Annotated in this window: 26 protein-coding genes; 20 read left to right on the forward strand and 6 right to left on the reverse strand. The window is 42.5% G+C overall.

Features of this window, described 5'->3' with window-relative positions:
- Positions 1-32: 32 nt before the first annotated feature.
- The 7 genes from CA598_RS05485 (at position 33) to CA598_RS05515 (ending at position 9134) form a co-directional block, all read left to right on the forward strand.
- Positions 33-875 (forward strand): class I SAM-dependent methyltransferase, encoded by an 843-nt coding sequence (locus tag CA598_RS05485; RefSeq protein WP_094875761.1) that lies wholly within the window; start codon positions 33-35, stop codon positions 873-875.
- Between the two features lie 203 nt (positions 876-1078).
- On the forward strand, positions 1079-2578 hold the full coding sequence (locus CA598_RS05490) for a sugar ABC transporter ATP-binding protein (protein ID WP_094869108.1): 1500 nt from the start codon (positions 1079-1081) through the stop codon (positions 2576-2578).
- Positions 2579-2610: 32 nt separating this feature from the next.
- On the forward strand, positions 2611-3603 hold the full coding sequence (locus tag CA598_RS05495) for an ABC transporter permease (RefSeq protein WP_094875763.1): 993 nt from the start codon (positions 2611-2613) through the stop codon (positions 3601-3603).
- 60 nt (positions 3604-3663) lie between these two features.
- On the forward strand, positions 3664-4644 hold the full coding sequence (locus CA598_RS05500; RefSeq protein WP_094869106.1) for an ABC transporter substrate-binding protein: 981 nt from the start codon (positions 3664-3666) through the stop codon (positions 4642-4644).
- Positions 4645-4756: 112 nt separating this feature from the next.
- On the forward strand, positions 4757-6367 hold the full coding sequence (locus CA598_RS05505; protein WP_094869105.1) for a response regulator: 1611 nt from the start codon (positions 4757-4759) through the stop codon (positions 6365-6367).
- Positions 6364-8148, forward strand: a complete 1785-nt coding sequence (locus tag CA598_RS05510) for a cache domain-containing sensor histidine kinase (RefSeq protein ID WP_094875765.1) — start codon at positions 6364-6366, stop codon at positions 8146-8148. The genes CA598_RS05505 and CA598_RS05510 overlap by 4 nt, the downstream gene beginning before the upstream one ends.
- On the forward strand, positions 8145-9134 hold the full coding sequence (locus CA598_RS05515; protein ID WP_094875767.1) for a substrate-binding domain-containing protein: 990 nt from the start codon (positions 8145-8147) through the stop codon (positions 9132-9134). Before CA598_RS05510 ends, CA598_RS05515 begins: the two co-directional genes overlap by 4 nt.
- A gap of 68 nt (positions 9135-9202) precedes the next feature.
- Here the strand turns inward: CA598_RS05515 and CA598_RS05520 are convergent, their stop codons facing one another.
- Positions 9203-10087, reverse strand: coding sequence for a LysR family transcriptional regulator (locus tag CA598_RS05520; protein WP_094875769.1), 885 nt, complete (start codon positions 10085-10087; stop codon positions 9203-9205).
- Between the two features lie 332 nt (positions 10088-10419).
- Between CA598_RS05520 and CA598_RS05525 the strand changes: the two genes are divergently transcribed.
- The 10 genes from CA598_RS05525 to CA598_RS05570 all read left to right on the forward strand — a co-directional run bounded on the left by CA598_RS05525 (position 10420) and on the right by CA598_RS05570 (position 17786).
- On the forward strand, positions 10420-11352 hold the full coding sequence (locus tag CA598_RS05525) for a phosphate ABC transporter substrate-binding protein (RefSeq protein WP_094875771.1): 933 nt from the start codon (positions 10420-10422) through the stop codon (positions 11350-11352).
- A 91-nt stretch (positions 11353-11443) separates the two neighbouring features.
- A complete protein-coding gene (gene pstC, locus CA598_RS05530; RefSeq protein WP_094869100.1) occupies positions 11444-12346 on the forward strand; it encodes a phosphate ABC transporter permease subunit PstC in 903 nt (300 codons plus the stop codon).
- Positions 12343-13239: a phosphate ABC transporter permease PstA gene (pstA, locus tag CA598_RS05535; protein WP_042128135.1), complete on the forward strand. Its 897-nt coding sequence runs from the start codon at positions 12343-12345 to the stop codon at positions 13237-13239. The genes pstC and pstA overlap by 4 nt, the downstream gene beginning before the upstream one ends.
- Positions 13240-13278: 39 nt before the next feature.
- On the forward strand, positions 13279-14055 hold the full coding sequence (gene pstB / locus CA598_RS05540) for a phosphate ABC transporter ATP-binding protein PstB (protein ID WP_094875773.1): 777 nt from the start codon (positions 13279-13281) through the stop codon (positions 14053-14055).
- 118 nt (positions 14056-14173) lie between these two features.
- A complete protein-coding gene (locus CA598_RS05545; protein WP_094869099.1) occupies positions 14174-14776 on the forward strand; it encodes a nitroreductase family protein in 603 nt (200 codons plus the stop codon).
- Between the two features lie 270 nt (positions 14777-15046).
- Positions 15047-15226 (forward strand): helix-turn-helix transcriptional regulator, encoded by a 180-nt coding sequence (locus CA598_RS05550; protein WP_094875826.1) that lies wholly within the window; start codon positions 15047-15049, stop codon positions 15224-15226.
- A 1-nt stretch (position 15227) separates the two neighbouring features.
- The gene (locus CA598_RS05555; RefSeq protein WP_094875775.1) at positions 15228-15695 is read left to right on the forward strand and encodes a DUF6773 family protein; all 468 of its coding nucleotides are present in this window, start codon (positions 15228-15230) and stop codon (positions 15693-15695) included.
- An 83-nt stretch (positions 15696-15778) separates the two neighbouring features.
- Positions 15779-16495, forward strand: a complete 717-nt coding sequence (locus CA598_RS05560) for an MBL fold metallo-hydrolase (RefSeq protein WP_094875777.1) — start codon at positions 15779-15781, stop codon at positions 16493-16495.
- On the forward strand, positions 16496-17068 hold the full coding sequence (locus CA598_RS05565) for a TetR/AcrR family transcriptional regulator (protein ID WP_094875779.1): 573 nt from the start codon (positions 16496-16498) through the stop codon (positions 17066-17068).
- A 25-nt stretch (positions 17069-17093) separates the two neighbouring features.
- Complete coding sequence (locus tag CA598_RS05570; RefSeq protein ID WP_094875781.1) at positions 17094-17786, forward strand: AlkZ-related protein; 693 nt, start codon at positions 17094-17096, stop codon at positions 17784-17786.
- 71 nt (positions 17787-17857) lie between these two features.
- Here CA598_RS05570 and CA598_RS05575 read toward each other — a convergent pair whose 3' ends face one another.
- The 3 genes from CA598_RS05575 to CA598_RS05585 all read right to left on the reverse strand — a co-directional run bounded on the left by CA598_RS05575 (position 17858) and on the right by CA598_RS05585 (position 20775).
- Positions 17858-18040 carry a hypothetical protein gene (locus CA598_RS05575; RefSeq protein WP_094875783.1) on the reverse strand — a complete coding sequence of 61 codons (183 nt, stop codon included), beginning with the start codon at positions 18038-18040 and terminating at the stop codon, positions 17858-17860.
- 222 nt (positions 18041-18262) lie between these two features.
- Positions 18263-19492, reverse strand: a complete 1230-nt coding sequence (locus CA598_RS05580; RefSeq protein ID WP_094875784.1) for an aminopeptidase — start codon at positions 19490-19492, stop codon at positions 18263-18265.
- A 50-nt stretch (positions 19493-19542) separates the two neighbouring features.
- A complete protein-coding gene (locus CA598_RS05585) occupies positions 19543-20775 on the reverse strand; it encodes an aminopeptidase (protein WP_094875786.1) in 1233 nt (410 codons plus the stop codon).
- A 177-nt stretch (positions 20776-20952) separates the two neighbouring features.
- Here CA598_RS05585 and CA598_RS05590 point away from each other — a divergent pair, with 177 nt between their 5' ends.
- Entirely contained in the window at positions 20953-21228 is a 276-nt protein-coding gene (locus tag CA598_RS05590; RefSeq protein WP_094875787.1) for a hypothetical protein, read from the forward strand.
- 61 nt (positions 21229-21289) lie between these two features.
- Here the strand turns inward: CA598_RS05590 and CA598_RS05595 are convergent, their stop codons facing one another.
- Positions 21290-22636, reverse strand: coding sequence for a TrkH family potassium uptake protein (locus CA598_RS05595; protein ID WP_094875788.1), 1347 nt, complete (start codon positions 22634-22636; stop codon positions 21290-21292).
- A gap of 161 nt (positions 22637-22797) precedes the next feature.
- On the opposite strand from CA598_RS05595, the gene CA598_RS05600 reads away from it, so the two are divergent.
- Positions 22798-23151, forward strand: coding sequence for a VOC family protein (locus CA598_RS05600; protein WP_094869173.1), 354 nt, complete (start codon positions 22798-22800; stop codon positions 23149-23151).
- Between the two features lie 54 nt (positions 23152-23205).
- Positions 23206-23634, forward strand: coding sequence for a GNAT family N-acetyltransferase (locus CA598_RS05605; RefSeq protein WP_094875790.1), 429 nt, complete (start codon positions 23206-23208; stop codon positions 23632-23634).
- A gap of 30 nt (positions 23635-23664) precedes the next feature.
- Here CA598_RS05605 and CA598_RS05610 read toward each other — a convergent pair whose 3' ends face one another.
- Entirely contained in the window at positions 23665-24990 is a 1326-nt protein-coding gene (locus CA598_RS05610; protein WP_094869089.1) for a hemolysin family protein, read from the reverse strand.
- Positions 24991-25064: the final 74 nt, after the last annotated feature.

The following is a 25064-nucleotide window of genomic DNA, read 5'->3' on the forward strand; positions in this document are numbered from 1 at the left end:
CAGATATTTTAATCATAAAGGGGTCACAAGGAATGGAAGAACAAGATCACAATGTAGAACTACCTTCTGGAAAAGGCACAGGGCCAACCAGTGAGGAACTATGGAACGAAGACACATACACAGCTTGGGTTACTCGATTTGGTACACCTTCAGAAGCAGCAGCCAAATTAATCAAGGAACCAAGTGCGAAGCTGTACCCGCTCTCTTCTTATTTTGGAGAAGTAAAGGGTAAAAAGATGATGAATCTCATGGGATCAAATGGCATGAAGGCCGTCGCTTTGTCTTTACTTGGAGCGGACGTAACCGTTGCCGATTTCTCGGAAGCAAATGCGCGTTATGCCGCTGATCTCGCACAAGAAGCGGGTGTTCAGCTTACCTACATCGTATCAGATGTTCTTAAGCTTCCAGAACACGTCCTAGATGGTTCATATGACATCGTATTTGCTGAGTTAGGAATCATGCACTACTTTACCGATCTTGCACCGTTTATGGAAACCGTCCGTCGTTTACTTTCTCCTGGTGGGATTTTTGTTCTGCGTGATTTCCATCCAGTGACAACTAAGCTTATAACCTCGAAGGGATCTACGGCTAAGATTCGCAAGCACAAAGTTAGTGGGGATTATTTCGATACAACATTGGAAGAAAAAAAGGTCTCGTATTCTAAGTATTTGCCCTCCACAGGCAAACCTGTAGGCGAACAGGAACATAGCGTTGTCTACTGGCGCCGCTGGACGCTTGGAGAAATCGTTACAGCCGCTGCTAGTTCTGGACTTGTGATCCGCCAATTGGTTGAAGAGCCCAATTTATCCTCGGATGTTTTTGATAAAGGAATCCCAAAGACGTACACCTTGGTGGCTGGAAAGGGTTTGAATTAATAATTCTTATAAAAGACTGCATCGTCCATGAAAAGACGGTGCAGTCTTTTTTGCTTGCTTTAAAACATAAAATTTTAAACTTTTTTGCGGAGAATATTCCATTACATTTGAAGCCTATAGGCAATACAATAATTTTACATTCAATATTGAAAGCGATTACTTCAATAAAAAAGCACTCCTAAAGGATTTGAGGTGGAGATGAAATGGACGAATTATTACTACGAATGGCGGGGATTGATAAATTTTTCCCCGGTGTTCACGCATTGAATCAATGTCAATTTGAGCTGAAGCGTGGGGAAGTACATGCATTAGTTGGTGAAAATGGCGCAGGAAAATCTACATTAATGAAGATTGCAACAGGAGTCTATTCCAAGGATGCGGGTCAGATGTGGTACAAGGGATCTGAGGTGGAGATTGCCAATACTCGTGCTGCGCAGGAACTTGGGATTAGTATTATCCATCAGGAACTGAATCTAATGCCGCATCTTACAGTGGCCCAAAATATATTTATTGGTCGTGAGCCGCGTAAGGCACTGAAATGGTTCGTTGATGATCTGGAGCTTAATCGTAAGGTGCAGGAACTGTTTGATCAGATGAATCTAAAACTGGATCCGAAGACTTTGGTCTCAGATCTGACAGTTGCTAATCAGCAAATGGTTGAAATCGCAAAAGCTTTGTCTTTCAATGCGGAGGTACTGATTATGGATGAACCAACTGCAGCGTTGACAGATACGGAAATTAACGAGTTATTCCGTATGATTGAGCAATTACGAGAAGAAGGTGTAGGTATTATATACATTTCTCACCGCATGGATGAGTTGAAACGGATCACAGATCGCATTACAGTCATGCGGGATGGTTGTTACGTGGATACTGTTCGGACGGATTCAATAACCATTGATCAGATTATTAGCATGATGGTCGGTAGAGAACTCTATCAAACGTCAAAGCCGACGATTTCCAAACAGACGCAGCAAGTCGTTCTGGAGGTTCAAAATCTTTCTAGCGGGCAGTTGTTGAAGGATATCAGCTTTCATCTGAATAAGGGTGAGATTCTGGGTTTCGCAGGATTAATGGGAGCTGGACGTACTGAGGTTGTTCGCGCAGTATTTGGGGCTGATCCTATCGATAAAGGTGAGATTAAGCTGCATGGAAATACGGTACGTATACGACATCCTCATCAAGCAGTGCAGCAGGGTATTGGCTATTTGTCCGAAGATCGCAAACGCTACGGACTGCTTGTAGAGATGGACATTAGCATGAATAATGCGATGGCTTCCTTCTATAAGTTCCGCAATGCCTTCGGATGGATGAGGGATCGCGAGATGCGAAAGACAGCGGAGCAGCATGCGGAAGCACTAGCAACCAAGACACCAAGTATAAGTCAAAAAGTCAAATTCTTATCCGGTGGCAATCAGCAAAAAGTGGTTATCGGTAAATGGTTGACGAGAGACTGCGATGTGCTGATTTTCGACGAACCGACACGTGGAATTGATGTAGGGGCGAAAAGTGAGATCTATAAGTTGCTTGATCAGCTGGCCAGCGAAGGAAAAGCGATCATTATAGTCTCTTCAGATCTCCCAGAGATTCTAAGAATGAGCCATCGCATTATTGTCATGTGTGAAGGACGTATAACCGGAGAACTAACCGCAGAAGAAGCATCGCAAGAAGCAATTATGAAATATGCGACGATGCGTTCATAATCGTTCAAGAGTTTATCGGAGGTGTCAAGGTCATGAAGATCGCAGATCAAGGGATTAGCCAACCTATCGGCTCGAAGCAAACCGGGGCGCAATCAGGGTTCAAACAAAAATTATTGGCATTCGCAAGTTTGATCATATTGGTCATCGTATTTTCGGTAGCCTCAAGTAACTTTTTTCAATTCTCTAATCTAGTTGGAATTCTGGTCTCTACTGCTGTAATTGGAGTATTAGCTCTAGGCGCAACCTTTGTAATTATTACAGGTGGGATCGATCTTGCTTTGGGTACGGTGATGACCTTCTCCTCCGTGATGGTTGGCGTCTTCATTACATTCTGGGGTCTACCCGTTCCACTCGGTATTGTAGGCGGGATTCTAGCTGGTGCACTATGTGGCTTTATCAGCGGTTTAATGGTGGCGAAAATGAATATTCCACCTTTCATTGCTACGCTGGCGATCATGATGATTACTAAAGGATTATCACTGGTCATAACGGGTGCTAAGCCTATTTATTTCAATGATGATCCGATCTTTGCCAAGATTGCTATGGGTAAGATGATCCCAGGCATTCCGAATACCATCATCATCTTCTTATTGCTCGGAATTATCGCAAGCATCATATTGTCGAAGACCATTATTGGGCGCTATAATTTTGCGCTTGGCAGCAATGAAGAAGCGACTCGCTTATCCGGTGTAAATACGGTCAAATGGAAGATTGTAATCTACACCATCACAGGGATCTTCAGTGGAATCGCTGGTATCCTGATGGCCTCACGACTTAATTCAGCGCAGCCGTCACTTGGCACCGGTTATGAATTAGAAGCTATAGCGGCTGTCGTCATTGGAGGCACATCTTTAAGCGGGGGCGTAGGATCTATTCTAGGTACGATTATTGGTGCACTGATTATGAGTGTACTGACGAATGGCTTACAGATTATGTCCGTTGCTCAGGAATGGCGGACAGTCATTGTCGGTGTTGTCATCATCATCGCAGTGTATGCTGATATTCATCGCAGACGGAAGCAATGAAAGAGGTATTATCTCCATACGGAGTGATATACAAAGCAAATGACGAGGGGGAAGATTTAAATGAAACAACGTCGAAAAGGGATTATTATGCTTGCCAGTTTGTTACTGGCTACTACCTTACTTGGTGCTTGTAACAACAGTGATAGCAAAAAGAGTGCATCCGGTTCAGACAAACCCTATATCCCAGTCATTTCAAAAGGCTTCCAGCATCAATTCTGGCAAGCGGTGAAGCAAGGAGCCGAGAAGGCTGCCAAGGAGTTTAATGTCGAGATTACGTTTGAAGGCCCTGAAAACGAGAGTCAGGTAGATAAACAAATTGAAATGTTGCAGACGGCGCTAGACAAGAAACCTGCAGCAATCGCTTTAGCGGCTCTGGACAGCAAAGCAGCGATTCCATATCTGGAAAAGGCAAAGGAAAACAATATCCCCATCATTGGGTTTGACTCTGGTGTAGACAGCGATATCCCTGTAGCAACAGCAGCGACGGACAATAAAGCAGCCGCCGCTTTAGCAGCTGATAAAATGGCGGAGTTGATTGGCAAGAAAGGTAAAGTAGGTCTAGTCGTACATGACCAAACAAGCAGCACAGGTCAACAACGTCGTGATGGTTTCTTAGAACAAATGAAAGCGAAATATCCAGACATTGAAGTATTAGAGCCACAATATGGCGGTGGAGACCAGTTGAAGTCCACGGATCTTGCAAAAGCGATGATGCAGGCCAATCCGGATCTTAAAGGGATCTATGGCTCAAACGAAGGCTCTGCGGTAGGTGTGGCTAATGCCGTAAATGAATTGCAGATGGGTGGAAAGATTGTGGTCATCGGATTTGACTCTGGTAAACAGTTAATGGATGCCATTCGTAGTGGTGTTGTGGCTGGCGCGGTTACACAGGACCCTATTGGGATTGGTTATCAAGCGGTGAAGGCGGCTGTGCAGGCGATTAAAGGGGAAACCGTAGAAAAGAATATTGACACAGGGTTTCATTGGTACGATAAGAACAATATGGATTCTGATGAGATCAAACCTCTGCTATACGAATAGAAGCTACATATAATAGAGGTTGCCTTAAAGAGGCAACCTCTATTATCCTTATTTAAAAAGGTAAACATTTACATGTAAGCGATCGATAAGTTCATAGCTGAGGAGGTGTTGGATGTATAAGATTATTCTGGTTGATGATGAAGATGAGGTTCGGGAAGCGATTAAACAGAAGATATCTTGGAATAATTATGGTTTTGAGCTCGTTGGAGATTTCGATAACGGCAGAGATGCCCTTGATGCGATCGAGCAGTTTCGACCAGATGTGATTATTACAGATATTTGCATGCCCTTTATGGATGGTTTAGGACTGGCAAAAGCTGTTATGGAACGGTACCGCGACATGAAGGTCATTATCGTAACTGGATATGAAGACTTCGATTACGCCAAACAGGCAATAACCTTGAAGGTGACAGAATATTTGTTAAAACCAATTAATGCTCGTGAGTTTGCAGAATTTCTAAGCAAAATGAAGCAGGATTTGGATGAAGAGTATTTACAAAAGGCCAATATCGCTAAGCTTCGCATGCAATTAAATCAGAGCTTACCTTTACTGCGCGAACGTTTTCTGGAGAAACTGGTTACGACTCGAATGAAGAACGATGAGATCGAGAATAAAATGAATTATTTTCATATACAGCTTCAGGGCGCGGTTTACCTTGCAATCGTAATCGAGATAGAAATGGAGAGTCGAAGCCAGGACATTGCTTCTGATGCTGAGCTACTACGTTTTGCTGCATTTAACATTGTGCAGGAGCAACTTGAGAAGGGGCAGTGCGGGGTGGTGTTTCAGACTAGAGATGGTAAACTCGCTGCGATATTATCAGGAGATTCAGAAGCAATTGAAGTTACAACACAGCTTCTCGCGGATCAGGTTCAGACCAGCTTGAATAAGTATTTGAAGCTGACCGCCACCATCGGCATCGGTAGAAAATACGCTAGCATGCAACAAATTCCACAATCCTTCCAGGAAGCGATTTCATCCTTAGAATATCGTTATCTTTTAGGCATCGATAAGGTGATCTCCATTCAGGATCTTGAGTTTGGCAAAGGGTTGGATCAAGCGCACTTCACTTCTTGGGAAAAGCAATTTATATCCGCGTTGAAGACAGGGAAAGCATCAGCGATCTCAGAGGTTCTCTCACAATGGTTTCAGGAATTAAAGAGCAATAGCTCTTCTATAGAAGGGTGCCGCAGTATCATTTACCAGATGCTCGTTTCTCTAATGAATTATGTGGCCGATATTGGATTCCCCAATACTGAGCTGGTTTCGCATAATATGTTCGCAGAAGTTGCTGCTCTAAAGACTTTAGAGGAAGCAAGGAATTATTTGGAGAGAACTTGCCATGAGCTGATCCTCAAGCTGTCGGAACAAAGAACTACGGTAAGGGCTTCTCAGATGAAAGCCGCGGAAGCTTATATCCGGGAGAATTATTATAATGACAGTTTTTCACTCAATGAGTTATGTAGCCATATTTTTATGAGCATCAGTTATTTCAGTGCAACGTTTAAACAGCATACCGGTGAGACTTTTATTGAGTATTTGACTCGCCTCCGTTTGGAAAAAGCTAAAGAACTGCTTACCATCACACAGCTGAAGACTTATGATATCGCTGCTAGAGTGGGCTATGCTGATCCTCAGTATTTCAGTGTTATTTTTAAACGAAATGTTGGGATCACACCTAAGGAATATCGACAGCGACAGAAGGAGAATCTTCTTCTATGAAACCTCATCGTTTCTTCCGAAGTCGAAGTATTCATAATAATATCGCGATTTCTTTTTCGCTTCTTATCCTCTGCACCACTATAGTACTTACCTATACTTCATATCGACTCTCCTCAGCAGCCGTCATGGGGAATTCCGTAGCCTATACCTCACAATTAATAGAACAAGTAAAACTGAACATCGAGAATTATATTAGCAACATGGAGAGCATTGCTGCTCTGGTGTTAACTAGCAGTGATCTTGAGAAATATGTAAGAGGTTCGAGTTCTGGACAAGAAGGGGAGACCAAGGATAAGCAATTAGCTAGCCAATATCTACGATCTGTAGTCCAATCCCGCTCGGATATTTCTTCAATTGTGTATGCAAGCTCGGAAGGGATAACCGTTTCAGATCGACTGGATGCAGTTTTGAAACCGCTTCCCGAATTGATTGCTCAAGAGTGGTATCAGCAAGCATTGAACCAGACGGGAGTGGCTGTCTCCTCTTCACATGTGCAGCACTTATTTCAGAATGAATACCGTTGGGTAGTGTCGATCAGTAGAAAGCTTTCCGATTCTTTTTCTGAAATGGAAGCAGACCGACAGGGTGTGCTACTCGTAGATCTTAATTTCAGTGTTATTAACAATTTGTGCAAACAAATCGAACTGGGAAAGCGCGGTTATGTATTTATCGTAGATCCGACAGGGAGCCTAGTCTATCATCCTCAACAGCAGTTGATTTATTCGCAGCTCAAGTTTGAGCAATTGGATACTGTTCTTGGGATTAAGAACGGGTCAGTTACGGTGAAAGCAGGGAACGAACAGAAACTGTACACCGTGGATACCACTAGCTTTGGCTGGAAGATTGTAGGGGTCACCTATCCAGATGATCTGGTTGCTAACAAACAGCAGATGCAAGGGACCGCCGCCTTGTGGGGAGCCGTAAGTCTGATCTGTGCTATGGCAATTTCTGTGCTGCTGTCCTACGCATTAACCAAACCGCTCAAGAAATTAGAAATGAATATGAAAAAGGCTGAACGCGGTGAGTTCGACATTCGCGTGGAGATTGAGAGCACGAACGAAATCGGTAAGCTAGCCCGTACCTTTAACCTGATGATCCTGAAGATTAAAGAGCTGATGAGTCAGATCGTCATGGAGCAAGAGATGAAGCGTGTGAGTGAGCTTAAGGCCTTACAAGCACAGATTAAGCCCCACTTTTTGTATAATACGCTGGACTCGATCATTTGGATGGCAGAGACCGGTAAGATGGAGGAGGTAGTCGAAATGACCTCTTCATTATCGAAGCTGCTACGTTCTACGATTGGTGAGGGCGAGGAGCTGATCCCGATCGCTAGAGAACTAGAACATATTCGGCACTATCTAACGATTCAGAACATGCGCTATCGCCATAAATTCACATATTCGATAGAAGTGGATGAAGACATTCTTGAATGCAGTATTTTGAAAATGGTCCTTCAACCCTTAGTTGAAAATGCGATTTATCATGGGATAAAGCATAATCCTGAGCAAGGTCACATCCTGATTAAAGGCAAAAGAGAGCAAAAAGATATTACTATTCAAATTATTGACAATGGTGTCGGTATGAATCCAGATCAGATGGGGAAGTTACTGCTTCAAAAGCCAGATTACAGGATTGGCAGTGGGGTAGGCGTCGCGAATGTAAACCATCGCATTCAGCTTTATTTCGGGGACCATTACGGTTTGTCTTTTGCAAGTGAAATGGAAGAAGGGACGACGGTCACTTTAAGAATTCCTGCGCTCTATGAGGAGGAGAGTCCATGAGTTCACTTTGGTCAAAAATAGGCCTGTCTGCTCTACTGTTATTCTTTATTGTAGCGCTCGGGTGGGTAGGTTATCGTATGTTTACGAATGAACTTGATCCAAAAGTCAGAACCATTATCTACGTTCCTAAGACTATCGATACCAGCATTGAATTCTGGGAGGTAATGAAACAAGGTGTGGCAACTGCTGCCAAGGAATTCGGTGCAGATGTCCATACGGTAGGAACAGATACCGAGTTAGATGTGGATAAGCAGATTCAATTACTAGAACAGGCGATTGAGGAGAAGCCTGATGCCATTATTTTGGCTGCTACCGACTATTATCGTCTTGTTCCGGTTGCAGAGCAGATTAAAGCTGCGGGTATCACGCTTATTACGGTAGACTCGGGACTGAACGGCGGTGTATCGGAGAGTTTTATCGCCACAGATAATTATGAAGCAGGCCGCAAAGCAGCGCAGAAGTTGATTGAAAATATTTATAGCGACGATCTAGTCGCCATTATGAATTTTGTACAAGGCTCCGCTACAGCTATCGAGAGAGAGAAAGGGGTTAGGGATGCTTTATCTCAGAATGGAGTTAATCTTGTGCAGGATACCCTTTACAGTAACGGTTCTTCGAAGAAGGCATATCAATTAACTGTTGATCTTCTACGGAAACAGCCACAACTAAAGGGAATCATTGGTCTCAATGAGCCCTCTACATTAGGTGCGGGACTGGCAATTATGGATATGGGCTTAAAAGAAAAAGTGAAGCTGGTGGGGTTCGACAATTCCAGTAGTGAGGTTCAATTGCTGGAGAATGAAATTATGCTGGGAACGGTGATTCAAAAACCTTTTACTATGGGGTACTTGGCTGTGAAAACTGCACTTGAAGCCGTTTCAGGCCACAAAGTAGCTCCTGTTATGGATACAGGCTCCGAATTCATTACGAAGGAAAATATGTACACAAGTGAGAATGAGAAGTTAATGTTTCCGTTTATAGAATAAGCCTAAAAAAGGGAGTGCTCAAGTCCGTAATGGCTTTGGGTGCTCCCTTTTAATATAAAATATAAGGTCTAAACGTTGTTTAATATTTCCGCTAAAGACTGCTGTAAGGGTGTTAATATATGATCTTTTCGCCAAGCCAGTACAAAACCGCCGCTCTCAGGCAAAACTCCCGGTAAAGGAGCATAACAAAGACGACCTAATGCAAGTTCTGCTTCAATGCTGACTCTAGAACAAATGCCTACGCCATCTCCCTCGCTAACTAACTTCTTTAGGGATTCAGGTGAATTTATCTCGGATCGGTTCCACAAGCGAATATGATTTATTTCTGCCCATTGATCCGCAAATCCCCGTAAACAAGAACCACCCTCATACTGAATCCAAGGCTCAAGCGCGATCTGTTCTGGTGTTAGCTTCTCTATAGTTGCAAAAGGGTGACTAGGGGCAAAAATCAGCACAGGCTCGTCGCGGACAATCAGCTGAAAGTTAAAGGATTCATCATGCCAATCTGAAGTGTGCAAAATAGCCATTTGAATTTCTCGGCTTCGGAGTCGTTCCTTTAACAAATTATCACTTTGGATCGTCATCGAATTATTAATCCCAGGATATTGTTTCATGAATTGGATTAGCGCTTTAGGTAAAATATAAGTTGCAGGTATATAACTTGCTTCCAGCTTTAAAGTACCATGTGTTGGGGAAGAAAACTGTTTAACAGTACGTTCAGCTTCGGCCGTAAGTGAGACAATCTTGAGCGCATATTGATAAAGGGCTCTACCCGCATCTGTGAGCAGGACTCTTCCACTTCGATACAGGAATAAAGGAGTTCCAAATTCATTCTCTAAATTCTTCATATGAAAAGATACAGTGGGTTGTTTAAGGCCTAATTCAGCAGCTACATCGGTTACTTTCTTATATTTTTCAAGTAGGATAACGATCTTTAACTTCATAATATTCATGACTTTCCTCCGCACAATGCTAAGTTGGATAACAAATTATATCTCCATTATAGATTAAATCTATACATATATATAGTTTCTATTGGTATTTTTATCGTTCGCTTTACAAAGTTAAGAAGTTTCTCTAACGAACGAGCTCTAGAATAAGAAGAGTCAGAGGGGCCAAGAAGCTCCGGACAACAACAATAACATATGCGTGCAATACACTTTTACAGTAAACAAGCATATGGGGGCCAAAGCTCCACAACACCATGTTAAAGCTTTCGAAGCCAGTTCCGCATGAACTGTATGAGGAAGCCGTGCTAACAAAACATTTAGGAGGAGACAAAACAATGCAATTCAAAAAATCTTGGGTTATGACTTTGGCTTTAACAAGCGTACTGGCACTTTCGGCCTGCGGTAATGGTGGGGCAAACAACACGGGAGGAAACGCTGCAGCTACAAATGAAGGTAGCGGCGCTAAAATAAGTGGTTCGATTCTAGCATCAGGTTCAACAGCACTACAACCATTAGTTGAGCTGGTAGCAGAGAATTTCATGGATAAAAATGCTGGGGTGGACATTCAAGTTCAAGGCGGCGGCAGTGGTACTGGTCTTACTCAAGTAGCTGAGAAACAAGTAGATATCGGTAACTCTGACGTATTCGCAGAAGAAAAACTAAAGGATGCAGATGCAGAAAAAGCAGCAGCTCTTGTAGATCATCAAGTAGCAGTAGTAGCGATCGCAGCAGTAACTCATCCGGATGCTGGTGTAGACAGCTTGACTAAGCAACAGCTTATCGATATTTTCACAGGTAAGGTTACGAACTGGAAAGAAGTTGGCGGAGCGGATCAAAAAATCCAAATCATCAACCGTCCAGGCAGCTCCGGTACTCGCGCAACCTTTGAAAGCTTTGCACTTGGAACTAAAACGGAAGATATCCCAGGATCGATTCAAGAAGATTCCTCCGGTACTGTTAAGAAAATGATCGGAGAAACTCCAGGGGCTATTGGTTATCTGGCTCTTTCATACCTTGATGATTCAATCAAAACACTTAGCCTTGATGGTGTAGAAGCATCTGTGGACAATGTTGTTTCTGGTAAATATCCAGTATGGGCTTACGAGCACATGTACACAAACGGCGAACCAAATGAAACAGTAAAAGCATTCCTTGGCTTTTTCTTGACAGACGAAGTACAAACAGGTGAAGTTGTTGAGCTTGGATACATTCCAGCAGTAAAAATGCAAGTTACTCGTGACGTTGCAGGAAATGTTACAGCTAAGTAATTCACTTCTAAGTAATTTGTAAGGATTAGAATCTCAAGTGATTAGAGGCGGATACATCTGCCTCTCTTTTCACTTTAGAAAGAGGGAGCAATTGAGGGTGAAAATAAAGAACTCACGCATCGAGAAACATCATATTGAAGATTTTGTGGGACGTACATATATGTCCTTCTGTGTACTGCTATTGATCACAATCATTGTATCGATGGTATATTTTGTGGCGTCTAAAGGGATTTCAACTTTCACAAGTGGCGATGTTAGCGTTACAGATTTTCTGTTCGGAACAAAGTGGTCACCTGAAGCAGATACGCCATCCTTTGGTGCATTTCCGTTTATCACGGGATCCTTCTTAGTTACTCTACTTGCAGCATTGATTGCTAGTCCACTTAGCCTTTGCGCTGCGCTGTTTATGACGGAGATTGTCCCAGGATGGGGCAAAAAATTGCTTCAGCCCGTAATCGAGCTGTTGGCAGGTATCCCTTCAGTTGTTTATGGTTTCATCGGATTAAGTGTTATTGTACCGTTTCTACGCAACAACCTGCCTGGTCAAGGCATCGGGGTAGCTGCAGGCGCGCTTGTGCTCTCGGTCATGATTCTTCCGACGATTACAAGCGTGGCTGCAGACGCGCTGGCTTCATTGCCGCAAAATTTAAAGGAATCCTCCTATGCGCTTGGTGCCACCCGGTGGCAGACGATCTCTCGAGTGATTATTCCGACAACGTTTCCTGCTATTATGACTGGTATTGTCCTGGGGATGGCACGTGCATTCGGTGAAGCCCTTGCTGTACAGATGGTTATCGGGAATGCGCCATTCGTACCAAAATCACTCTTTGAATCAGCTTCTACCTTGACGAGTGTAATCACGCTTGGAATGGGGAACACAACCATGGGCTCTGCGCACAATAATGCTCTGTGGAGTATGGCACTGGTTCTTATGCTGATGACCTTTGTATTTGTCTTCTTTGTGAGACTGCTTGAAAGGAGAAATAAAATTTGAAGCCGAGAACTGTAAATAAAATTGCCACAAGCCTTATTGTGTTTTTCGCATTGCTCATCGTAGCTATTCTGGTTGGTCTATTAGGATATATCCTCTTTCGAGGCCTTAGTCACATTAGTTGGGATTTTCTATTCTCTGCACCACAAAAAATTCGAGCAGGTGGAGGAATTGGTCCTCAATTATTCAACTCCTTATTCCTTTTGGTACTCACGCTAATAATTACAGTACCGCTTGGACTGGGTGCCGGTATTTATATGGCTGAATATGCTCGTCCAGGAAAAATCACCGGCTTTATTCGCTTAATTGTTGAAGTATTATCTTCGTTCCCTTCAATCGTAGTCGGCTTGTTTGGTCTATTGCTGATTGTTAACTATTTTAATCTTGGCTTTTCCTTAATCTCGGGAGCACTGGCATTGACGGTCTTTAATCTACCGCTGATGGTTCGGATTACTGAGCAAGCTTTCCGTAGTGTTCCGAAGCAACAAAAAGAGGCAGGTTTTGCACTAGGATTGTCCAAGTGGAAAATCGTAACCTCTGTGTTATTTCCAGTAGCATTACCAACGATTATTACCGGTACTATTTTGTCCGCTGGCCGTGTCTTTGGGGAAGCAGCCGCGTTGATGTTTACTGCAGGAATGAGTAGTCCAAGACTAGATTTCACCAACTGGAATCCACTTAGTCCGAACTCACCACTGAATCCTTTCCGTCCCGCTGAAACACTGGCTGTTCATATCTGGAAGGTAAATAGTGAAGGCCTTGCTCCTGATGCCGCGCAAATTGCTGCGGGAGCTTCAGCAGTACTTGTAATTATGGTGTTGATCTTCAACTTAGCAGCACGTTATTTCGGAAGATTTATTTATCGTAAGCTTACAGCTTCAAAAAGAATGAACTAATTCCTAAAAATTAAAGTAGAGATGTAGGAGGAGTAATCGATGGGAACGTCGGCAACAGCAGTGCGAGAATCTTTTCAAACCGAGGACCTGAGTATTTTTTATGGAACATATGAGGCAGTAAAGGGGATTAGTCTTCCTTTTGCTGAAAATACGGTTACTGCACTGATCGGCCCATCCGGCTGCGGTAAATCAACCTTTCTCCGTTCACTGAATCGGATGAATGACGAAATCTCCGGATCAAACACCAAAGGAAGCATCTGGATTGATGGAGTGGATATTAATGCTCCGGGCACAGACGTTATCAAACTGCGTCAGAAGATTGGTATGGTGTGGCAGAAGCCGAATCCGTTCTACAAATCCATTTATGATAACATCGCTTTTGGTCCTAAGTATCATGGAATTAAAGGGAAAAAAGCACTCGATGAGATCGTAGAGAGCAGCCTTCGCAAAGCTGCCTTGTGGGACGAAGTGAAGGACCGGTTAAAAGATTCAGCATTAGCTCTATCCGGTGGACAACAGCAGCGCTTATGTATTGCAAGGGCGTTGTCGGTTAACCCACAAATTCTGCTCTTGGACGAACCCGCATCCGCACTAGATCCGGTTTCCACTGGTAAAGTAGAGGAGCTCATCAAGGAGTTAAAAGAAGAGCTTCGCATCGTAATCGTAACGCACAACATGCAGCAGGCTGCACGGATCTCTGATTATACGGCCTATTTTTATCTTGGATCCCTTATAGAATATGATAAAACGGATAAGGTCTTTACTAATCCTGAGAATCAAATGACACAAGAATACATCATGGGCCGTTTCGGCTGAAGCCTTTTAACATCGTTCTTTAGGGAACGGTGTTTTTTTTCTATTATTTGCAAAAGGCAGATCGATACTGTATCATTAATGATAATGATTATCATTATTACTATAGGGAGTGGATCTTATGACACAAACTCAATCGACTCAAAAGAATAGCGTAGCAGAACTAATTAAAGAACGGCGCTCTATTAAACTTTTTCAAAAAGATCCACTGCCACAAGGACTATTAGAGGAATTGTTAAATGTAGCGGTATGGGCGCCTAATCATGGGGTTCGTGAGCCGTGGAGATTCATTGCTTTTCAAGGTGAAGGTACAAAGTTCTTGGCTGAAGCAGCATTTGCCTTCGTGAAACGTGCCATAGCTGATCCTGAAGTGGCTGCCAAGCGCAAAGAATATATCTCAAATATTCCCTTAACGTTAATTGTGGTGATGCCTGAAGATCCTCGGCAGAGAGAGTGGGATGAGGATTTTGCAGCAGCGTCAGCACTTGTGCAGAACTTCCAGCTAGCAGCTTGGGAGCAAGGCGTGGGAACGATTTGGAAGACCGATCCTTATATCAATAATCCTGAATTCCGTAACAAAATTGGTGTGAAGCCAGGAGAGAAGATCATAGCTATGATTCATGCTGGATACCCGGAGACTGTGCCAGACAGCCGTCCACGCACGGATGCTTCTGAACTACTGAAGATCGTTGATAGCTATCCAGAGAACGATGTAGTGGAATAGAGAAGACTATAAGGGATTTGAATAGTAATCATTTAAAGCATCCATTGGGGTGCTTTTTTTCTTGCTTAGAATCTCTAGGAAAGAGGCAGGGAAAAGATAAGGAAAGTCGAGTAAAGATGAATCGAGGATGAGTAAAGTTGAGTTGAAGAAGTTTCGAAAATGTTTATAGCAATATATATTGTGCATAATGATTAGTATAGATTACAATTTAGTGTAATGAAACAATCTGTATAAGGAGGGAAAAGCGTGGGGGAGAACAAGAACATCAAGATGAAACTGGCTCGTGTAGAAAAAGATCTTTCCCAAGAACAGTTAGCGGAATTAGTAGGAGTTACAAGGCAGACGATTGGCCTAATTGAAGCGGGAAACTATAACCCGACACTTAAGTTATGCTTAGCGATCTGTAAGGCATTAGATAGATCATTAGACGATATTTTTTGGGGGGATTAAGGTGAGAGGGACAAGGATTAAGGATGAGCGGATTATCACAGAAGTTCAGAAGATTAGTACATACGGGTTTATGATAGTGCTTGTGGGCTTATTGGTTAGTCTCTTTGTAAAAGTGTTTATCCTACAATGGGACTTTAAGTATTGGTGGGATTCTTTCGTGATTGTGATGGTAGCGTGCTCGTATATTACTGTTCGTTGCGTCAAAGATGGAATATACCTGCTACCGAGTAATGAGGGGGCTGTCAGACAGTATAAGAAAAACAATTTTATAGGGGGAGTCGTCAGCACAATCATATGGGCTGCATTAATGATCTTATCTGATCTAAAAGAAGCGGGGGATTTGCAGATTGCTAAAAGTATCATGAGTACTCTTGTGGGTTCCGTCTTATTTTTTATTGGGATTACATGGATTCAGTGGTTCATCATCAAACGATCCAATAGAAATGCGGACAAAAAACTAGAGGGATAGAGGAATGGATAAATCGCTATTGCAAAACTAATACCATTAGTTTATATTTAAGCTAATACCATTAGTTTTGTGGAGGGATAATGATGAGAGTAACTCGTGAAGGTCATTTATTACAGCTGACTTGGATGCCAAAAGTGTTTCCTGTGAATTGTTACATCATAGAGGAAGAAAATGAATTAACTTTGATCGATGCGGCCATGCCGTTTAGTGTAAAGGGAATTATGGATACTTCAGCAAAGTTAAATAAGAAGATTACTCGTATTGTATTAACGCATGCTCATGGTGATCATGTTGGTGCACTGGATGAACTAAAAAAGCAGCTTCCAGAGGCTCAGGTGTACATTTCAGAAAGGGATTCCTCTTTATTAAGCGGAGATCGTTCCCTTCGTGAGGGAGAACCTCAGACCCCTATTAAGGGAAGTGTACCCGATAAGGTAACAACAAGACCAGATGTATTACTCTATGATGGCGATGTCATTGGTTCGTTGACAGCCATTCTAACTCCCGGTCATACCCCTGGCTCTATGTCTTTTATTGATTCACGAAGCAAAGCTGTTATTGTTGGCGATGCTTTTCAAACCTTCCGGGGAACCGCAGTTTCAGGAACCGTAATTCCTTGGTTTCCGTTTCCGGCTATGGCCACCTGGAATAAAGATCAAGCCTTAAAAAGTGCCATTAAGCTTCTAGAGGCTTCTCCGACTATACTGGCCACTGGACATGGAGACTTGCTTAGAAATCCAGTTCAAACCATGGAGAATGCCATACACAAAGCACAAATGAATCAAGGAAGGAGGAATTAAATGTCACCTAGAGCGGGATTAGATCGTCGTACGCTAGTTATTGCAGCAGCAGAAATTGCTGATCATGAAGGAATCGAGACCGTAACTTTAGCTGCATTGGCTAACAAACTGGGTGTGCGATCACCGTCGCTATACAATCACATTCACGGATTACAGGATTTGCGTACTCAACTAGCAATTTATGGACTAGGCGAGCTTTCTACGGCCATGTTTAGCGCAGCTAAAGGGCTTAGTAGAGATGATGCTGTACAGGCGATGGGGCGAGCGTATGTCGATTTCGCTAGAAGTCGCCCTGGTTTATATGAGACCACGCTGCGAGCGCCTGAACAGGCAAATACGGAGCTAGAAGCAGCAAGTGATCATATTCTGAATCTTATTATTCAAGTGATGAAGGATTATCAGTTAGGTGAGGAGGGTGAAATTCATGCAGTCCGCGGGTTACGAAGCATTTTGCATGGCTTTGCCTCTTTGGAACAAAAAGGCGGTTTTGGAATAGCGCTTGATACTAATGTAAGCCTATCTCGGCTCATCAGTACTTATATTGCTGGGATCGGAAATATGAAGTCTAAATAATGAGTACATAGGAGATGATGTTGTGATGCATGAGGGATATGAAGAAGGTAGTGTCACCACTTTTGAGGAAGCGGCAGAAATTGTGGCCAAGCTTGGGATTTTACCGCTTGCAAACTTGATTCCTGATCACCCATCTTTAAACGGATTAACGAAAGCAGAAAATTGGCATACAGGAACAGAGCTAGATCCTTGGTCATGGCGAGTAAGGTTTCCCGGGGAAGGACTGGCTGGATACGGCAAGTTTATTAAGAAAAAAGCGATCTTGGTCTCTAGCGGGTGGTTTCCAGCATTTGTGGCAGCTGTTGGAAGTACAAAATCTATAGAAGAACGTTATAATGACGGATTGGCCAGCAGAGAAGCAGTGACTTTACTGCAAATTATCCGTGAACGTCAAGGGATTGATACACGCATCCTTCGTGCTGAAGCTGATATGAAGGCTAAGGAAAAGAAGACGGCATTCGATAATGCAGTTACGGAGCTTCAGGCATCGCTGGACATCGTTATTTCAGGTGTAAAAGAACGCCAAAATGCAGAAGGTGAGAAAAATGGCTGGAGCAGTACCTCGTTTGAGACTGTAAGCCAGTGGACGGAAGATAACAGTCTTTCCTCATTTGAAGGCGATAGAGAAGAGGCCATAGCTTGGCTACATTCCAAAATGAATGGCATATGGTCGCCTACAGCAATAGCCTGGACGAACAAAGCATTCTCTTGGAAATAAAAACGGCTAATCACTACTCTCATGAGAGTGATTAACCGTAAGCGTTTTCTAATAAAATCATATCCATCACATTATTGTTCCAACATAGGTGCCAAGTAAGCAATCAGGAAATACAAGAATCCGAATAACAGCATAACATAGGCGGTATATTTGATTGCATTAGATGCAACAATTCTTGAATCCACCGGTGCTTGAATTTCGAGCTGTTCTTCTTCAACGCTGTCAATTTCATTGGATATTGGGTCTCTCAACATGATAATCCCCTCCTTGGAAATTAGATCCTTAACTGTATTGTGACATATTTGTGAACGGAAATCAACAATAGTGTGAACAAATATTGAACTTTTATTCAAATTTGGACTATTTATTTACTGGATATTCTAGCGTGCAATAAAAAACAACCTGCTTGTGTCCCCGGAAGAGGAACCAAGCAGGTTGTTTGGCATTTTATTTATTCAATAATTTAAGCGAACAATTTAAACCCAATCTCCATCACGGAAGATAGGTACGGTTGTTCCATCATCCTTAATACCATCAATGCTCATTTCAGGTGAGCCCATCATAAAATCAACATGTGTATGGCTTTGGTTCATTCCTTTTTCCTGCAATTGTTCTTTGGTCATTGTCGTACCCTCTTGAAGGGTAAAGGCATAAGCTGCACCTAATGCTAAATGGCAGGAGGCATTCTCATCATATAATGTGGTGTAATATAGAATTCCGCTCTCGGAGATCGGAGAGTGGAAAGGCACCAAAGCAACTTCTCCAAGATAAGCAGAGCCTTCATCTAACGCGATAAGGGAAGCAAGCGTTTCTGAACCTTTTTCAGCGGTGAAATCCGTTACTTTGCCGTTCTCAAAGGTGAGGGTGAAATTGTCAATCAGATTACCCCCATAGCTAAGCGGCTTCGAGCTGCTTACCTTACCATTCACACCAGACTTCAGTGGGGCAGTAAATACTTCTTCTGTAGGAATATTGGCTAGGAAAGGGTCTCCCTTGCCATTGACAGCTCCTGCTTGACACCAAATATGCCCGTCTGGCAGCTCAATCGTCAAATCGGTTCCAGGTCCTGTATAGTGCAGCTTGCGGAACTTATTATCATTCAAAGCAGTACAACGTGCTTTCAGACCATCTAAATGTTGACTCCATGCTTGAATAGGGTCAGCTTGATCCGCACGTGTGGCTTTAAAGATAGCATCCCATAGCAAATCAATTTGTTGATCAGGTGATGCTTCAGGGAATACCTTTGCCGCCCACGATGCTGACGGGAAGGCTACAATACTCCAGCTTACGTGATTCCCCATTAACAACTCACGATATGGAGCTAACGTCTGTCCAGAGATCCGCTGATTATCCGCAATTCTTTTGGACTCAACACCGCTCAATAGATCTGGATTCGTTGAAGTTATCGATAGAAATGCTGCACCTTTTTTAGCCAGGTCTTCCAATTCATCTGCTTGCCATTGTGGCGGTTCCAAAAAGGAATCGGATGGAGCGAGGTCATAACGAGTACGTGTAACAACCTCATCACTATAATTAACCTTGACGAGCTTCGCACCCGCTTCATAAGCTTTACGTACTACAAGACGCACTAGCTCTGCGGAAACGATGTCGGCATTTACAACAAGGGTCTGCCCAGGTTGGATATTAACCCCAATCTTTACTGCCAGCAATGCATAATTCTCCAGTTTTTGCTTGAAATCCAACATAGTTCCTACTCCTTTCAATATCTCTAGTCTTTATTTCAAATATGCAGTTATTAGAACGCCCAGTTTCCATTAATAAATACAGGTTCTTCTGTTCCATCAGCAGTAATTCCGTAAATATTCATCTCCGCAGAACCGATCATGAAATCCACATGGGTAACGCTATTATTCAATCCATGAGCAATCAGTTCGTCCGGAGTCATATCTTTACCACCTTCTAAACAGAAAGCATAAGCCATACCTATAGCTAGGTGATTGGAAGCATTCTCATCAAATAAGGTATTGTAATAAAGAATATTGGATTCTGAGATAGGGGACTTATGTGGAACTAATGCAACTTCACCGAGGTATTTTGCGCCTTCATCCATACTAATGAGGTGCTCTAGTGCTTCTTGTCCCTGTTCTGCACTAACACTAACAATTCGTCCGTTCTCAAAAGTAATAGAGAAGCCATCGATAATGTTGCCGCCATGGCTAAGTGGTTTGGTGCTTCGTACGGTACCATGTACACCAGTTTTTAGAGGGGCGGTAAATACTTCCTCGGTAGGCATATTGGCTACAAAAGAATGGCCTTTCGCATTAATGCTGTCTCCTTGTGCCCAAATATGACCTTCTGGAAGCTCGATGCTTAGGTCCGTACCAGGTGCTATGTAATGCAGTTTCTTATATTTTTTTGCGTTGAGTACATTTGCTTTTTGATCTAAGGTGTCGAGATGTTCTTGCCATGCAGCTACTGGATCTTCACGATCAAGGCGTACGGTGTGGAAAATAGCTTCCCAAAGCTTACTTACACGTTCTTCAGCTGGAACATCCGGAAATACTTTATCCGCCCAAGCCTGACAAGGTACAGCAACAATACTCCAGCTAACTTTGTCGGACATTTGCATTTCACGATATTTGGTGAGTGCGGCTCCCCGTACTTTTTGAAAATTTGAAATACGTACAGGATCAATACCTTTAAGTGCATCAGGATCTTCCGCAATCACGTTAAGAATAGCTGCACCCTTCTCGGCGAGTTCGGTCATTTCACCGGCGTACCAAGTAGGAGGCTCAGTGAACACTTCTGGAGCAGCATGTTCAAACTGCTGGCGTGTAATGCTCGCATCACTCCAGTTCACCTTCACTAAGCTTGCTCCAATCGCATATGCCTTGGCGGTAATCATACGAACGAAATCAGCTGCAAGAATCGGTGCATTCACCACCAGAATTTGCCCTGGCTGAACGTTAACCCCAATTTGCACAGCTAAATCTGCATATTTACTAAGCTTTGCCTCGAAATCAGTCATCGATATTTCCTCCAATTACTAATAGTTTGGTACTTTACAAGTATTGTACTAAATTATTAACCGCCGGATGAAAAAAGTCAATTACATGGAATTTACAGTGTAAATTGAGGAATTACATTCATTTCAATGCTATACTGAAAGGGGAAATGATTTGATGAATGGAAGGAAGATTAGCGGATGAATTTAGAGATCGTAAGTGCTGAAATGAGCCGTAAAGAGGATAAAAGCTATGTAGGGAGGACGATATTTACTCTCGAAAACCATAAGGCTCCATATGAGATTACTTTTTTCAGTACAAGAGGAACGGAATGGGATTACAGCCTAAGCTTTGCTGGTGAGCCTGGAAGTGAAGAGCAGTTCTTAGAAACTGATGCACTACTTGAAAATGATGACGATGTATACAATCAATTGCTGGATGCCGCACTAGATAAACAAGAGATCGATGAAGAGTAAAACATACAAGTGTTGATTGATTACCAGCGGCAATATTCATTGCCGCTGGATACATCTCAACTTATCCGATGGTAATCTTACCTTCAGGATAGCGGTAAAGTTCCTTACTACCCCTAGGCTTGAGTGCATAAGCTAGAGTAAGCGGACCTGTCCGACCCAGAAACATTAGAATAATAATGAGCACTTTACCCGCAGTAGTTAGTTCTGGAGTAAGCCCCAGGGAGAGACCAGAAGTCCCGAATGCGGATACGGATTCAAAGAGTACAGCAAGAAAGTCAGCTTTTTCTGTCACGGATAACAACATCGTAGCTATGACCACTAACATTAGAGACATTAATGTCATCGTCACCGCTCTATAGACATCTTCTTTGGCGATCCGATGACGAAACATTACAATATCCTCTTTACCCCTAAGTCTTGCGGAAACCGCAGCCACTAGAACAGCGAATGTAGTAATCTTAATTCCCCCACCAGTAGATCCAGGCGCAGCCCCTATGAACATCAGGAGGATCATTAGAAATTGCGTTGATTCCCGCATAAGTGGAATTTCAATCGTAGTGACCCCACCTGAACGTGGTGTTATCGCTTGTAAAAATGTAGCCATCATCTTTCCACCTGCACTCAAAGGCTTCAGCGTAGAATTAAATTCTAGTAAGAAAAATAGAGCAGCCCCAATGACAATTAATATCCCAGAGGTCGAAAGAACAACTTTAGAATGTAGAGTAAGCTTTTTGCGTTTTGGAAAGTCAAAAACATCAGAAAGGACAATAAAACCGACCCCTCCTAGAAAGATAAGGATCATGGAGGTGAAATTCACTATAGGATCATTTACAAAACGAGTAAGTCCACTAAAGGGTCCATGAATGTCACCGAATAAATCAAAGCCTGCATTATTAAAAATAGATATACTGTGAAATATTCCATAATATACAGCTTTTCCGAAAGGCATATCCATCATAAACCTACCGGCAAACAAGATGGCACCTGTGAGCTGAATAACAAGGGAATAGATCAGGACTCTGCGGATTAACTGGACAATACCTTGCATGGAATTCTGGTTCATAGATTCTTGCATAAGAATTCGTTCTTTAAAGGATATTCGTTTATTAAGGACCAAAGTAATCAAGGTGGCCATCGTAATAAAACCCAACCCCCCAAACTGAAATAATACGAGTAGAACGACTTGTCCAAAAGTTGTTAACTGTGTGCCCGTATCAATGACTGCCAAACCTGTAACACAGGTTGCCGATGTAGCCATGAATAATGCATCAATAAAAGAAATATGCCCTTCTACGGAGGCTACCGGCAAACTAAGTAAAAAGGTTCCGGCAGTGATAAGTATTACAAATCCTAGTGATAAGACTTTAGGTGGTGTTAATTTCAATCCACCGAAGTTCAGATTAGCCAATTCAATTCTCCTGTCATACGTGAAATTAGATTAGTGCTCACAAAATTATAACATAACTTGCCAGACCTTCCCTAAGTGGAGGGAGGTAATTGACATATTTTATCGAATTATTCTAGAATAACACCCTATTCTGCAACTTTAAAGAGGAGGCTTTCTTAATGGTGATAAGTCCGATTCTGAATCAGATTGGTGCAGTTTTTATTCCGGTAAAGGATATTGAGAAATCAAAAGAATGGTATTGCCAATTGCTTGGTTTGCCTTTGGATGGTGAAGTATTATTCGGGCATTTATACGTCATCCCCATGCAGGGACCAGAAATCGTATTAGACAGCAAAATTTACACCTCTGAGTCTGTTCTTAATATCCCCTCTTTTCATCTAAATACCGAAGATATTGATGCTGCTTACGATTATGTGAAAGCAAATGGCGGAGAGATTCTTACGGATATCGAGCATGATCATTGGTTTAATTTTAAAGATCCGAATGGTAATGTTATCATGGTCTGTCGTTGTTAAGAATGATTAAGAAAGGAATAAACTAATGATAAGAGAGGCTGTTCCTGAAGACGCATTGTATTATGTGACGATCGACCCTTTGCTGTCGAAAGCTTCGCTTCAGCCGATACTTCAATCCTTATTGGTGCAGAGGTTGATAACCAATTGATAGGTTTTATGTCGGTTAGAGGTGGAAGTGTTAGACGCAATCACCATAATGCGTACATAGTCATTGGCATCCTAAGACAATATCAAGGTAAGGGGATTGGTGCAGGTCTGTTCCGAGAGATGGATGTTTGGGCTAGGAATACTGAAATTGTTCGACTGGAGCTAACCGTCATGACACATAATGAACCGGCTGTGGCGCTATATATCAAAAATGGGTTTGAGATCGAAGGGACGAAAAGAAAATCACTTGTGATCGATAGCAAATGGGTAGATGAATATTACATGAGTAAGATTTTGAAAAAAGAAAAAAGGACAGAGGATCAGATTTTAATCTGATAACTCTATCCTTTTTTTATGATTAAAAGCTTATGAATTCTCAAGCTCTGACGATTCAGTATCACCAGTAGACTCAATGATGACCTCAACCTTGCGTACACGGTATCTGTTCATTTCACGAATGATTAAGGTTACGTTATCATGTACAATGCTTTTGCCAACGGCCGGATCTGGGATATGACTGTATAACCAGCCTCCAATCGTTGTCACTTCCTCATGTTCGAAATCAAGACCGGTAAGCTCCTTGACCTCAATTAAAGATACCTTACCATCGAACAGATAATTTGTATCGCTTAGTTTCTCAATTTCTCTGCGCTCATCACCGTCAAATTCATCTCGAATTTCACCAACGATTTCTTCCAAAATATCTTCTATCGTGATGAGGCCAGATGTTCCACCATATTCATCAAGCAGCAGGGCGATATGCACCCGCTCCAATTGCATACGGGTTAAAAGATTCTTAACAGGTGTTACTTCAGATACAGTTAGGACAGGCTGAATCAAGCCTTTGAAATCAAAATCTGGGTTATTGTCATATTGCAAATAAAGCTGTTTGGTATTAATCATTCCGATGATATTATCCTTGCTGCCTTCTGCAACCGGGAAGCGAGTATATTGCTCCTTACGGATAATCTCGAAATTTTCTTTCAATGAATGATTGGTGAAAAGACATACCATATCGGTTCTTGGAACCATGATTTCTTTGGCCAACATCTCATCAAAAGTAAAGATACGGTTTACATAGCCATATTCAGCTTTATTGATTTTTCCACTTTCATAGCTTTCGGATAAGATCAAACGAATCTCATCTTCACTATGTGCGTCTCCATGCTCACTGGCAGGCTTCATCCCAAAAAGGCGAACAAGCAGATTTGCGGAACCATTCATAAACCAAATGAGTGGGTACAAAATTCTGTAGAACCAAATAATCAGCGGTGATGTAATTTGACCGATTTTTTCCGGAATGTTTATAGCTACTGTCTTCGGAGCAAGTTCCCCGACAACGACGTGTAGGAATGTTGCAATGACGAATGCGAATAAAAACGCAAGAGGGTGACTCACACTTGAACTAATGTTAGCCCAGTCGAATACCGGAAGGAGCAGCTGCTCAAACGCCGGCTCTGCTAACGCACCAATACCCAGCGCAGTGATTGTAATTCCGAGCTGACAAGCAGATAAGTACCCGTCAAGATTAGCAGACACTCGTTGTACAGCTAGCGCGTTCTTCTTTCCCTCGATCACCATTTGACTGATCTGGCTACCTCTAAGTCTCACCAATGCAAATTCCGTTGCTACAAAAAAAGCGGTTAAAATAATCAAAATAGCCACCAACGTCAAACTAAGTCCTATACCCATATAATCTTTACCATCCCTTTCGTTCCTAAAATAGGTTATACTCATATTATGAGTTCTTATGAACTATTCTACGA

The sequence above is a fragment of the Paenibacillus sp. VTT E-133291 genome (assembly GCF_002264395.1).
GTDB lineage: Bacteria > Bacillota > Bacilli > Paenibacillales > Paenibacillaceae > Paenibacillus_AQ > Paenibacillus_AQ nitricinens.